Origin of the sequence: uncultured Allobaculum sp. (assembly GCF_948576815.1) — a bacterium.
Classification (GTDB): Bacteria; Bacillota_I; Bacilli_A; order Erysipelotrichales; family Erysipelotrichaceae; genus Allobaculum; species Allobaculum fili.
Genome location: NZ_CAPAEZ010000071.1, coordinates 1 through 13,912, shown reverse-complemented (window position 1 = coordinate 13,912; position 13,912 = coordinate 1). Strand labels below are relative to the sequence as shown.

Genomic DNA, 13,912 nt, shown 5'->3' with positions numbered 1-13,912 from the left:
AAACTAGAAAGGCAAGGCACTGCTCACTTGTGAAGCTTAAGTGAACAGCATTGGCTTCGGCACAAGAAAAAGGTATTGACTTATTGCTATATCGCTATGACAATGGGTGCAACAAGGCCAACACTATTCAAGTTAAAATGTCCAGGACATATTATAATGACAAGGAAGATTCTGGATATCCATTCTACTTGTGGTTTAATAGGTTCCCTGTTCAGCAAAACGCAAACTGGTATATACTGGTCGGGATATATGCAAAACATTCTGATGATGTCAAGAATGCAGGTGCAAAAAGCACTAAATGGGACACGATAATGCTCGCATTTACGAATAAAGAAATGTTGCAATTTATGTCAGAGGTTAAACAAAGACGTGACCCAACAAAAGATGATAAAATGTTTGGGTTTGGCTTTGATTCAAGCAAAGCTATTTTTCAAACGAGGGGTTGTCCAGAAAATCGTGATATGAGTCGCTACCTTATAGAAAAACGCATTGACGAAATTACACATTCATTTATTTAGTAGTATCATATTAAAGGGGTGGTGGAAACTGAATACCTACACAAAGTTAACCGCATATTTGCCTATTCTTGAAGCTGATAATTTTGGAAAGTGGATAGTTGATAGCAAAAGCAAAGGAACGATTGAGAGCCCTATACAAATGCCCTATGTAACTTATTCCAGAATGGCGAGACACTTTATAGATGATGTTTACACTTTCGCTGATGAACACCAAGAATACGGCCTTTACAGCTACAATGATATTCTGTTTGAAAACGGAATCGAATGGAGTATTGTTTCCATGAGCGAAGTTGATACTTCTACTTTGGACGGAAAATGTATTACAGCCTTGCTTATGGGTGCAATTCGAGCAGATAGGTTTTCAGAGGGTGCGTTACTATACTTTTTTGAAACAGGTACAATTACAAAATGGCTTAATCGCCTTAAAGAAATAGATGAAAAAAAGAGTCTTGACTGAAACAAACAGCCAAGGCTTTTCTTTATACTATCGTAATACTAAACTTACGGCGTGATATGGTGTGATAGACCGAGTTAGGGAAAGCAGAAATCCCAAAAAGGTAATACGGGTAACACTTATGGAGAGTTATGGAGAGATAGGGCGAGTGCCTGTTAATCTTTTCATGATAGAACATATGGATTTCCTTTCTGGATCGATCGGGTTAAACCGATTTGCACGTATAGAGAATTCCATTGGGAAGACAAATTGAATTCTGATTTTCTTCCCAACGGAATCAAGAGTCTTTTGATTTTGAATTCATTCCGTCGATTCCTGACAGGATGAAGCACCTTGCAGCCCGTTATCTATTCGTAAACGCAAGGTTTTCTACAACTTCTACGTCTTCAAATTCGGGGGTATTTGTGACGATAACCATCGTCTGGGTTGGATAGCCGGCTTTTGCGATCGCGTCTTTATCAAATTTCAGAAGGGTCTGTCCCTTTTGGACGCGCTCACCCTGTTTTGCGAGAGCGGTAAAATGTTCGCCGTTCAGTTCCACGGTGTTAATGCCGACATGAATCAGAACTTCAATCCCGTCGTCGCTCATAAGACCGATGGCATGGGCGGTCGGGAAAAATACCGAGATTATTCCGTCAAACGGAGCTTCAACAATTCCCTTATCTGGCTCAATCACTGCGCCTTTCCCAAGAAGGCCTTCAGAGAACGCTTCGTCTTTTGCTGTACTTAACGGTGCGATCGTTCCTGGCGTGCAGGCTTCAACGATGGCTTTGGATGGTTTTGCGGCTTTGGGAGCCATTTCAATTTCTTTTGAACTCGTTTTGGAAGCAGACGTTTCTTTGCGGTCTTCTTTTTCGGAAGAAGCTTTTGCGTTTTTCTTTTCAAAGCGGATGGCCAGAATCCAGGTCAGGATGGCTGAGGAAACGCATGCGATAACAATTGCGATCAGAATGTTGTAAAAGAACATCATGGTATTGTCGCCGATATACAGCAGGACGGCGGGCAGACCGCTCGATCCGGTTGCGAAGCGGTGGGTATGGGTAAGGCCGGCATACAGTCCTCCAAGCGCACCGCCGATCATGCTGGCGTAGAGAGGATATTTCTTTGGAAGGTTTACGCCGTATAAGAGCGGTTCGGTAATGCCCATGTAGGCAGTAATCGTACCGGCTGTGGCAATCTGTTTTTCCTTGCGGTTTTTTTCACGGAAGGCAACCACTGCACCGGCGGGCGCCTGCGCCATATTGGAGCAGACGCAGCCGGGACCGAAAATGGAATCGTAGCCAAGCGTACCCATCTGCATGATACCGAGCGGTGCGATGCCATTGTGAATACCAAACATGACCATGACAGGAAGCAGACCGCCAACGAGAACGGCGGGTGCCCAGGCTGCATTTTCCGCAAGGTAGTTGAAGATCACGCCAAGCCAGGAACCAACAATGTTTCCAAGCGGTCCAATGATAGAGAGCGCCAACGTGCCCATGATGATCATCGTGAGCATCGGAACGAAGATCAGATTGACCGATTTTGGCATGATCCGATTCAGCCATTTTTCAACATACTTCTGAACAAGAATGATCAGAATGATGGGAACGACGCTGTTCGCGTAATTGACCAGCTGGAACGGAATGACTTCAAACAGACTGACCGGCTCTCCGGCAGAGACCAGTCCGGTCCAGGTCGGATGCATGAGAATGAGCGCGGTTACGCACGCCAGAATCGGATTGCACTTCAGTTTCTGAGCTTCCGTAAACGCCACCAGAACCGGCAGGAAATAGAACGCGGAATCGGCGAACATGTTAAGCAGAATGTACGTCTGCGAATCGTTTGTAATGAAATGGAACACGGTGAGCAGAGCCAGAACGGCTTTGATCATACCGTCACCGGATAAAGCGGGAATAATGGGCTGGAATACGGAGGAGACGAAGTCGATGACCGTATTCATCGCCCCCTTCTTCTCTTCTTTTTTTCCTTCGTCCTTCCCGGAAGCTGAAGACAGATCCGCAAGCTTTTCTACCTCTTCAAAAACGTCCGCGACATGTGTTCCGATAACGACCTGATACACGCCGGCATTTCGAATGACCCCGGCTACGCCGTCCATGTTTTTAATGGCTTCATCATCCGCAAGCTGTTCATCCGCCAGACTAAAGCGAATACGGGTCTGGCAGTGATATGCGGACTGGATATTTTTCTGGCCGCCAACCTTTTCAATAATGTCTGCGGCAAGCTGCTCGTACTTTTTCGACATATCTTTCTCCCTGTTTTCAAAATGAATCGAGATGACCGGGCCCTGGTTTTCTCTTTTTCCCTGTTGCACTTGAAAGATACCATCCCTAAATTCTTTTCGATACCGCTTTCAGACCGATGGAAATGCCGTTTCACAATCACGGAGGTTTCTTTCCATTGGGATGAAATCCGCTGAAACGAACGGGCCAAAACCGGCCAGAATGGCTGGAAGCCGCATAAATTCGCTGAACTGTCTCCTGTCGTGTAATCCGCCAGACAGCCGAAAAATGGTCTGAGCCGGCCTTTGTGGATTTGCGTTGATCTGCATTGCTCTGGATCGGACGGCAGAAAAATGCCTTTTGTCCTTTTGCTGCCGCCATCCCGTTCCTCACGTTTCCCGTTTTCAGGCGATGGAACGAGAACTCTTGAAAGCAGGCTTTCGTTTTCAGAAAATTGTGAAAACATTCAATTGTAATCGTTTACATTGCAGATCCTGTGTCCGGAACGCTTTTTCCGTTTCCGTTCTTGACCATGCGCTTTTTGATCTTGTATTCTTACACCAGCGAAAAGGCAAAGACGCCAATAAGCTTCAACCCACGTTCACTCCGATTAAGTGGCGAGTTGCAGCTGGAGTGTCTTTGCCTTTTTTCTACTATAAGGAGATGGATTATGAATACGAACGTCGCAGAAATCTTTGGTGAAAAGGTCTTTGACGACCAGAAGATGCGAGAGCGTCTGCCAAAAGATACGTATCGAGAACTGAAAAAAACGATCGACCAGGGCCTTCCGCTGAACCGTAAAATCGCCAACGCCGTCGCCCATGCCATGAAAGTCTGGGCCATTGAAGAAGGCGCGACCCATTTCACGCACTGGTTCCAGCCGATGACCGGCATTACCGCTGAAAAGCACGATTCCTTTATTACGCCGGACGGAGACGGAACCGTCATTATGGGCTTTAAAGGCTCCGAGCTCATTAAAGGCGAACCGGATGCTTCCTCTTTTCCAAACGGCGGTCTGCGTGCCACGTTTGAAGCCCGCGGCTATACCGCATGGGACCCCACCAGCAATGCATTTATTAAGGAAGGCGTTCTTTGCATTCCTACCGCTTTCTGTTCCTATACCGGACACGCTCTGGATAAGAAAACGCCTCTGCTGCGATCAATGGAAGCGATCGGAAAGCAGACCAGGCGCATTCTTCGCCTGTTTGGAATCGATGATGTCGCCTCCGTCAAAACGACCGTCGGTCCCGAACAGGAATATTTTCTCGTCGACCGCGATCTGTACAACCAGCGCAAGGATCTGATCTTTACAGGACGTACCCTCTTTGGCGCACCGGCTCCAAAAGGGCAGGAAATGGAAGATCATTACTTTGGAACGATTCAGTCCCGCGTAAAATCGTTCATGGACGAACTGAATGTCGAGCTGTGGAAACTTGGCGTCATGGCAAAAACCCAGCATAACGAAGTGGCGCCCGCTCAGTTTGAAATCGCACCGATTTTCTCGACCACCAACCTGGCGACCGATCAGAACCAGCTGACTATGGAACTGATCCAGCGTATCGCCAAAAAACATAACCTGGTTGCTCTGCTTCACGAAAAGCCTTTTGAAGGCATTAACGGCAGCGGCAAGCACAACAACTGGTCCCTCTCCACCAATACCGGACTAAACCTTCTCGAACCCGGCGATACCCCGTACGAAAACCTGCAGTTTCTGACGTTCCTGGCCGGCATTGTCAAAGCCGTCGACGAACACCAGGATCTGCTCCGCCTTTCGGTAGCCACCGCCGGAAACGATCACCGTCTGGGTGCAAACGAAGCGCCTCCGGCTATCATCTCCATCTTTACCGGCGACGAACTCGCGGAAGTCATCGAAGCGATCAAAGCCGATGCCGATTACGGAAGCAAGGACAAGCAGTTCATGAACATCGGTGCCCGCGTTCTGCCTAAACTTCCCGTTGACACGACCGACCGCAACCGCACATCCCCGTTCGCGTTTACCGGCAACAAGTTTGAATTCCGTATGCCCGGCTCCGCCCAGTCCATTGCCGGCATCAATATGATTCTGAATACGGCGATCGCCGATTCGCTGATGCAGATTGCCGACGTGCTCGAACAGGCCGAAGATCTTCCTTCCGCTCTGCACAAGCTGCTTCGTGACATTTTCACGAATCATTCCCGCATCATCTTTAATGGCAACGGCTATTCCGACGAATGGGTCGAAGAAGCCGAACGCCGCGGCCTGCTCAATCTCAGGACCACGCCGGAAGCCATCCCGTATTTAAAACGCCCCGAGAATATTGCGCTCTTTGAACGGCATCACGTTCTGAGCGAAGAAGAAGTTCTCTCCCGCTATGAAATCCTGATGGAAGAATACGTTCATCTGCTGAACATCGAAGCCAGAACGATGATCGACATGGCCGGCCAGGAAATCCTTCCTGCCGTCAGTGCCTATCAGAAATCGCTTGCCGATACCGTTCTAGTCAAAACCCAAGTGGGTCTGCCCGCCGATCAGGGCTACGAAGGCACGATGCTGGCGCGCGGCAATTCCGAACTGACCAAAGCGTTTGCAGCGCTCGAACAGCTCAAGGCCGATCGCGATACGATGGATCATCTGGAACCGATCGAAACTGCAGCCGACTATGTCCGCGAAGTAATCCTCCCGGATATGGAAGAGCTGAGAAAGCATTGCGACGCGCTCGAAACCATGACGGACCAGAAATACTGGCCGTTCCCTGGCTACGATCGACTTCTGTTTGGACTCTAAATTTCACAAGCGGCTCTGCCGCTTGTTTTCTTTCACCCATTTTTAAGGAGAATCTTATGTGCACAGTTTTTTCCGTACAGACTTATCATCCGAATGCTGATGCAATCGAAGCGGCTTTGAAGAAAACGGAAACCCGCGGACCGGATGACACGAAGGTCGTTGTACTCGATGGCGCAGTGCTTGGATTCCAGCGGCTGTCCATTATGGGTCCTGACGCTTCAGGCATGCAGCCCTTCTTTCTTGGCGAAAATGCGCTGGTCTGCAATGGCGAAATTTACGGGTTTCGAAAAATCAAAAGCGAACTGGCGGCCAGAGGCTATGCCTTCCATTCCGATTCTGACTGCGAAATTCTGCTTCCTCTTTACGAAGAATACGGCACCGGGATGTTTGAACAGCTTGATGCGGAATTTGCGTGCGTGATTTACGATGGCCAGTCGAAATCGCTGATCGCTGCCCGCGATCCGATCGGCATTCGTCCTCTGCATTACGGCTATACCCCATACGGCGAAATCTGCTTTGCCTCAGAAGCCAAAAACCTGGAAGGGCTGGTCGAAACGATTTATCCCTTCCCGCCCGGACATTTTTACAAAGACGGTCAGTTCATCTGTTATCGTGACATGAGTCAGGTGGATGCCGTGATTGACGATGATCTTGAAACGATCTGCAAAACCATTCATGACCGGCTGATTGACGGCGTGCTGAAACGCCTGGATGCGGATATGCCCGTCGGTTTCCTCCTTTCCGGAGGACTCGATTCCTCTCTGGTCTGCACCATCGCCGCCAGACATATGGACCGTCCGATCGAAACGTTTGCGATCGGCATGGAAGACGATGCGATCGATCTCAAATACGCAAGACAGGTCGCTGAATTTATCGGAAGTAATCATCACGAACTGATCATGACCAAAGAGGAAGTGCTCTCCTCTCTGGAAGAAGTCATTGCCGAACTGGCTACGTTTGATATCACAACGATCCGCGCGTCCATGGGCATGTATCTCCTCTGCAAAAAGATCCGGGAAATGAGCGATATCCGCGTGCTTCTGACCGGTGAGATTTCCGATGAGCTGTTCGGGTACAAATACACCGACTTCGCCCCCTCCCCTGAAGAATTCCAGAAAGAAAGCGAGAAGCGTGTACGCGAGCTGCATATGTATGACGTTCTGCGAGCCGACCGGTGCATTTCCACCCATTCCATGGAAGCCCGGGTCCCCTTTGGAGATCTCGATTTCGTCTCCTACGTAATGGCCGTCGATCCGGCCAGAAAGATGAATACGTACGGCATCGGCAAATACCTTCTGCGTCATGCTTTTGAAGAGGATCATCTGCTTCCTGAGTCCATTCTCTTCCGTCAGAAAGCCGCGTTCTCGGATGCGGTCGGCCATTCGATGGCCGATGATCTCAAAGCGTATGCCGAAGAACGATATACCGATGAAGAATTCGAAGAAAAGAGACAGCAGTATACGCATGCGATGCCTTTTACCAAGGAGTCGCTGCTGTATCGCGAACTGTTTGAAAAACACTATCCAGGCCAGTCGCAGATGATTGTCGATTTCTGGATGCCCAATAAAAACTGGAAGGGATGCGATGTGAAAGATCCCTCCGCCCGCGTGCTTTCCAACTACGGGGAAAGCGGAAGCTAGAAAGGAAATCCTTATGAATGAATTCCTGAAAGAACACGATGCCTGCGGCATCGGTACCGTCTGTCAGATGGACGGTACGCCTTCCCATCACGTTGTCGACCAGGCGCTCCATATTGTCGAAAAGCTCGAACACCGCGCCGGAAAAGATGCCAGCGGAACGGTAGGCGATGGAGTCGGCATTCTTCTGCAGGTCAGCGATACCTTTTTCACCAAGGCCTGCCGGCAGATCGATATCGACTACGTCCCCAATGGCCGTACCGGCATCGGCATGTTTTTCTTTCCGCAAAATGAACTCGAACGAAACCAGGCCAAAAAGCTGTTTGTGACGATGGCCCGCAAGGAAGGCTGTACGTTTCTGGGCTGGCGAAAGGTGCCCGTTCAGGAAGAAATTCTTGGCGAACCCGCAAAAGAATGCATGCCCTCCATCTGGCAGGCGTTTCTCAAAGCGCCAGATACAGTAAAGACGCGCAAGGACTTTGATCGTCTGCTCTATGTGCTTCGCCGCGAGTTTGAAAAGAGCTGTCCGCACACATACGTCGCGTCGCTTTCCTGCCGGACGATCGTCTACAAAGGCATGTTTTTAGTGGATCAGCTGCGGCGGTTTTATCTGGATCTGCAGTCGGAAGACTATCAGAGTGCTATCGCGATCGTGCATTCCCGCTTTTCGACCAACACAAAACCAAGCTGGAAACGCGCGCATCCCAACCGGATGATTGCGCACAACGGCGAAATCAACACAATTCGCGGCAATGCAAACCGCATGCTGGCGCGTGAAGAAAGCATGACGAGTCCGCTGATCGACACCCAGTATAAAAAAGTCCTTCCCGTCATTAATCCGGATGGATCCGATTCAGCCATGCTCGACAATACACTCGAATTTCTGACGATGAACGGCATGGATCTGGCCAAGGCGGTTGCAATCTGCATTCCCGAACCGTGGAAGCATGTCCCGATGGATCCAAAGCGCAAGGACTTTTATCACTACTACGCGACCATGATGGAACCCTGGGACGGTCCAGCGGCCATTCTGTTTTCCGATGGCGAAGTGTGCGGGGCAGTTCTTGATCGAAACGGTCTGCGTCCAGCGCGCTACTACATCACCAAAGACGGGCAGTTCATTCTTTCTTCGGAAGTCGGCGTACTCGATATTGAACCGGATCAGATCGTCGAAAAATCGCGGCTGATGCCCGGCCGAATGCTGCTGATCGATACGAAGGAAGGCCGCCTGATTCCTGATGAAGAACTGAAAGCGCGCTACGCCAGTTCTCACCCGTATGGCGAATGGCTGAGCCTGAAACTCATGCATCTCGAAGATCTCAAATCGCGCGATCGAAAACCGCAGATGCACGAGCAGAAACTGCGCGACGAACTGTACCGCAATTTCGGCTACACTTACGAAGATGTGAACGATCAGATTTTGCCGATGGCCAGAGAAGCAAAAGAACCGATTGCTTCCATGGGAACCGATGTTCCGTTAGCGCTGCTCTCGAAACTTCATCCCACGCTCTTTCATTATTTCAAGCAGCTGTTCGCGCAGGTCACCAATCCGCCGATCGATTCGCTGCGCGAAAAAGTCGTTACCGATACGACCATCTATATTGGTTCTTCTGGAAATCTTCTCGAAGAAAAAGCCGGCAACTGCGCACTGCTGGAAATCAATCATCCCATTCTCGATGCCAGCGACATGGACAAAATTCGCAGTCTCAATCAGCCGGGACTGAAATCCCGCGTCATTTCCCTGCTCTTTTACAAAGGAATGCCCCTCAAGGACGCGCTCGATCAGCTGTTTATCGAATGCGACCGGGCATACCGGGACGGCTGTTCGATTCTGATTCTTTCCGACCAGGGCGTGGACGAAAGCCATATGGCGATTCCGAGTCTGCTTGCGGTTTCGGCCCTTGAACAGCATCTGGTCGCTACGAAAAAGAAGACGGCCATGTCGATTCTTCTCGAAAGCGGCGAGCCGAAAACGGTCCATGAATTTGCGGCTTTGCTCGGTTTTGGTGCCAGCGGCATTTATCCGTATCTCGCCCACGAATGCATCGAAGAGCTGATCGACAAGGACATTCTCGATAAGGAACCTTCCAAAGCCATCGAAGACTACAATCAGGCGGTCCTTTCGGGCATCGTCAAAATTGCCGCCAAAATGGGCATTTCCACCCTCCAGTCGTATCAGGGTGCTCAGATTTTTGAAGCCGTAGGTATTTCCAAAGACGTTATCGACGCGTACTTCACGAATACGCAGTACGAAATCGGCGGTATTGGTCTGAAGGAAATCGAAGAAGATCTGCTCTGGCGCCACGCCCGTGCCTTCGATCCGCTCGGATTGCGCGCCAATACGTCTCTCGATTCGATCGGCTTTCATAAGCTGCGCTCGGGCAAAGGCAAGGAAGACCACCTGTATTCTCCAGAAGCGATTGTTATGCTCCAGAGCGCAGTGCAGACCGGGGATTATGACTTGTTCAAAGCGTATTCGAAACGGATTCATGACGAAAATGCACCCCATAACCTGCGCAACCTTCTTTGTTTTGAGGGAAGCCGTCCATCGATTCCGCTGGAAGATGTCGAACCCGTTGAATCGATCGTGAAACGCTTTAAAACGGGGGCCATGTCGTATGGGTCCATTTCTCAGGAAGCGCACGAATGCATGGCGGAAGCCATGAACCGTCTGGGCGGCCGTTCGAACTCCGGGGAAGGCGGCGAACGGCCCGAACGCTATGGAACCTTGCGCAATTCCGCCATTAAGCAGGTTGCTTCCGGCCGCTTTGGCGTCGATTCCGCCTATCTCTGCTCCGCCAGCGAAATTCAGATCAAGATGGCGCAGGGCGCCAAGCCGGGCGAAGGCGGTCATCTGCCAGGCGGCAAAGTGTATCCGTGGATCGCGAAAACGCGCTGTTCCACGCCAGGCGTAACGCTGATTTCTCCGCCTCCTCACCACGATATTTACTCGATTGAAGATCTCGCCCAGCTCATTTTCGATTTGAAAAACGCGAATCGAGACGCCAGAATTTCCGTCAAGCTCTGTTCGGAAAACGGGGTAGGCACCGTCGCCTGCGGTGTCGCCAAGGCCGGTGCGGCGGTCATCCTGATTTCCGGCTACGACGGCGGTACCGGCGCTGCCGGCCAGAGTTCGATCCATCATGCAGGTCTTCCCTGGGAGCTCGGTCTCATTCAGTCGCATAAGGAACTGAGTGCCAATGGTCTGCGTCAGCAGGTGATTCTCGAAACGGACGGCAAGCTCATGAGCGGAATCGATGTCGCCATCGCGGCGTTACTTGGCGCGGAAGAATTTGGCTTTGCGACGGCTCCGCTCGTATCCATGGGCTGCCGCATGATGCGCGTCTGCTCACTCGATACGTGTCCGTTTGGCATTGCGACTCAGAACGAAGAACTGCGCAAGCGCTTTAAGGGCAAACCGGAATACGTCATGAACTTCATGCGTTTTACCGCCATGGAACTGCGCGAAATCATGGCTGAACTGGGCTTTGCGACGCTCGATGAAATGGTTGGTCAGGCGGCCAGCTGTCTGAAAGTCCGAAATACGCAGGCACTCGAACGCGCCGAACTTGCTCATCTTGATGATCTTCTCAAAGGCATTGAACCGATCCATCATCAAAGCGGTCAGGCGTTTGATTTTCATCTCGAACAGAGTCTGGATGTGGATGTGCTCCTTCCTGCGCTGCGCAAAAATCTGAAACGCAGAAAAGCGTGTGAGATGGATGTCGACATCTGTTCGACCAACCGCACCTTTGGCACGATTCTTGGCAGTGAAATGACCCGCTCTTTAGCCAAAGGCGAAACGCTGGACGAAGATCTGATTACCGTACGGGCGCATGGCGGTGCCGGACAGTCCTTTGGCGCGTTCATTCCGCAAGGGCTGCGCCTGGAATGTGAAGGCGATGCCAACGATTACTTTGGAAAAGGTCTTTCTGGCGGTACGCTGGCCATTTATCCGCCAAAAGTTTCCGGCTTTAAACCGGAAGAAAATGTGATCATCGGCAATGTGGCGCTTTATGGAGCCACTTCGGGCAAAGCGTTCATCAACGGAAAAGCCGGCGAACGCTTCTGCGTTCGAAACTCTGGCGCCGTGGCGGTCTGTGAGGGCTGCGGCGATCACGGACTCGAATACATGACTGGCGGAACGGCCGTGGTTTTAGGTCCGGTCGGCAAAAACTTTGCGGCCGGCATGAGCGGCGGCATCGCCTACGTGCTCGATCGAGAGCATGAGCTGTATCTCCATGTGAACCCGGAACTTGTCGATCTGGAAATGCTGGAAAGCAAAACCGATATTGAGGCCCTTGAAGCCATTCTTAAAGACCATGTGAAAGCGACCGGCAGTCCTTTAGCCGCATCGCTTTTAAAGGACTATCGGACGAAGCTCGATCAGTTCAAGAAAATCGTGCCGCGCAATTACCAGAAAATCCGCACAGATATCAAGGCGCTTGAAGATCTGGGCTACAGCGAACAGGAAGCCGCTCTCAAAGCCTTTGAGATGGCCCATCCGCACTAGAAAGGACGATGTCACTATGGAAAAGAACTTTGGATTTCTTGAATACACCAGGCAGGATGACCCGATTCTTCCGGAATCCGAACGTTTGAAAACGTTTGGCGAATTTCATCGTCCCTTAGACGAAAGCCGAAGAAGAGAACAGGCGGCGCGCTGCATGCACTGCGGCGTTCCGTTCTGTCAGTCCGCGATTTCCCTGAACGGAATGACGACAGGCTGTCCGCTTCACAATCTCATTCCGGAATGGAACGAACAGCTCGCCCTCAAAAACGATCAGTACGCCCTCATCCGGCTTTTGAAAACGAACCCGTTTCCTGAATTTACCAGCCGGATCTGCCCTGCGCTCTGTGAAAAGGCGTGCATCAACGGCATCGATTCACAGCCGACCACGGTTCATGACAACGAGTTTTTCATTATTGAAAACGGGTTTAAAAACGGCTGGGTCAAGCCGGCCGAAATTGAGGAACAGACCGGAAAGCGCGTGGCGATCATCGGTTCCGGTCCTTCCGGTCTGAGCTGCGCAAACTATCTCAATCGGCGCGGTCACTTTGTGGATGTCTATGAAAAGGACGATCGTCCTGGCGGACTTCTGATGTACGGCATTCCCAACATGAAACTCGACAAGTCAGTCGTTGAACGGCGCATCCATCTGCTCGAACAGGAAGGCGTGGCTTTTCTTTGCGGCGTAGAAGCCGGCAGGGACATTTCCTTTGAACAGCTAAAAACGCAGTACGACGCGATCGTTCTGGCAGCCGGCAGCATCGTGCCGCGCAGTCTGAATGGAGTCGACACGGCGCTTGGCGGCGTATATTATGCGGTCGATTTTTTGCGGCAGACGACTAAGGATGTTCTGGCCGGTACCGATTTTCTGATTTCGGCCAAAGACAAAAACGTGATTATCGTCGGCGGCGGGGATACGGGAAATGACTGCACAGGAACCGTTCTTCGTCAGCACTGCAAATCCGTTACTGCTCTGGAAATGATGCCCAAGCCGCCGCTGCACCGCGCTGAAAACAATCCATGGCCGGAATGGCCCAAAGTCCTGAAAACCGATTACGGGCAAAAAGAAGCTATAGAACGATTTGGAGAAGATCCGCGTCGTTTCCAGACGACGATCGCCTCCATTACCGAACAGGACGGGCATATTGAAAGCGTAACGACCGTAGAAGTTGGTCCGGGCTTTAAACCGATTGAAGGTACAGAACAGACGCTTCCCTGCGATCTGCTGCTGATCGCGGCTGGATTTGTGGGCGTACCGCAGTCTCTGGCCAGCGAATTTGATCTGCCGCTTACCGCTCGAAACACCATCGAAACAGAAGCCGGCGGAAAACGCGTATCTGACGCGCTGTTCGCGTGCGGCGACTGCCGTCGCGGCCAGTCTCTGGTCGTCTGGGCGCTGATGGAAGGCCGGGAGTGTGCCAGAGAAGTCGATGAATACCTCATGGGCTACTCGAATATCGAATAGACTAAGTCAAAAAGAATGGTGAAAAAAAGAAGGATGAAAAAAGATGAATGGCTGATCGGCAAAGCGCGGAACTGACGAGAAGGTCTGCGCCTTCCCGATCGGATTCCTCCATTCCTCTTGCGCAAATCCTGTTCCACAAACCATTTCCATTTTCAGGAGGATCAATTCGTAAACTCGATTCGTCCTCCTTTTTTTCTTTCTGGATTCGTTTTGCATTCCATATACGGGATTTCTAAGACAGCAGGATGGCGGTATGATTGATTTCCTCAGACAAATTTCAAATTTTGAAAGTAAGCGTCAAATAAAAGACGGGTATTTTCTCGACCGCCTCCTTGGGATAAT

General features: G+C 50.8%; 7 protein-coding genes. 6 read left to right on the top strand and 1 reads right to left on the bottom strand.

Features of this window, described 5'->3' with window-relative positions:
* Positions 1–50 precede the first annotated feature (50 nt).
* Together Q2J39_RS09090 and Q2J39_RS09085 are read left to right on the top strand one after the other, a co-directional pair.
* Positions 51–518 (top strand): hypothetical protein, encoded by a 468-nt coding sequence (locus Q2J39_RS09090; RefSeq protein ID WP_288340247.1) that lies wholly within the window; start codon positions 51–53, stop codon positions 516–518.
* Positions 490–975 carry a DUF6508 domain-containing protein gene (locus Q2J39_RS09085; protein ID WP_288340249.1) on the top strand — a complete coding sequence of 162 codons (486 nt, stop codon included), beginning with the start codon at positions 490–492 and terminating at the stop codon, positions 973–975. Before Q2J39_RS09090 ends, Q2J39_RS09085 begins: the two co-directional genes overlap by 29 nt.
* A gap of 340 nt (positions 976–1,315) precedes the next feature.
* Here Q2J39_RS09085 and Q2J39_RS09080 read toward each other — a convergent pair whose 3' ends face one another.
* Complete coding sequence (locus Q2J39_RS09080; protein ID WP_288340251.1) at positions 1,316–3,217, bottom strand: beta-glucoside-specific PTS transporter subunit IIABC; 1,902 nt, start codon at positions 3,215–3,217, stop codon at positions 1,316–1,318.
* Between the two features lie 647 nt (positions 3,218–3,864).
* Here Q2J39_RS09080 and Q2J39_RS09075 point away from each other — a divergent pair.
* Genes Q2J39_RS09075 through Q2J39_RS09060 form a run of 4 tightly spaced genes read left to right on the top strand, consistent with a single transcriptional unit; the run spans position 3,865 to position 13,570 of the window.
* Positions 3,865–5,958: a glutamine synthetase III gene (locus Q2J39_RS09075; RefSeq protein WP_230267007.1), complete on the top strand. Its 2,094-nt coding sequence runs from the start codon at positions 3,865–3,867 to the stop codon at positions 5,956–5,958.
* A gap of 56 nt (positions 5,959–6,014) precedes the next feature.
* Positions 6,015–7,598, top strand: a complete 1,584-nt coding sequence (gene asnB / locus Q2J39_RS09070; protein ID WP_288340253.1) for an asparagine synthase B — start codon at positions 6,015–6,017, stop codon at positions 7,596–7,598.
* A gap of 13 nt (positions 7,599–7,611) precedes the next feature.
* Positions 7,612–12,108, top strand: coding sequence for a glutamate synthase large subunit (gltB, locus tag Q2J39_RS09065; RefSeq protein ID WP_288340255.1), 4,497 nt, complete (start codon positions 7,612–7,614; stop codon positions 12,106–12,108).
* Positions 12,109–12,124: 16 nt separating this feature from the next.
* Positions 12,125–13,570, top strand: coding sequence for a glutamate synthase subunit beta (locus Q2J39_RS09060; protein ID WP_230267004.1), 1,446 nt, complete (start codon positions 12,125–12,127; stop codon positions 13,568–13,570).
* The last annotated feature ends 342 nt before the right edge of the window (positions 13,571–13,912 follow it).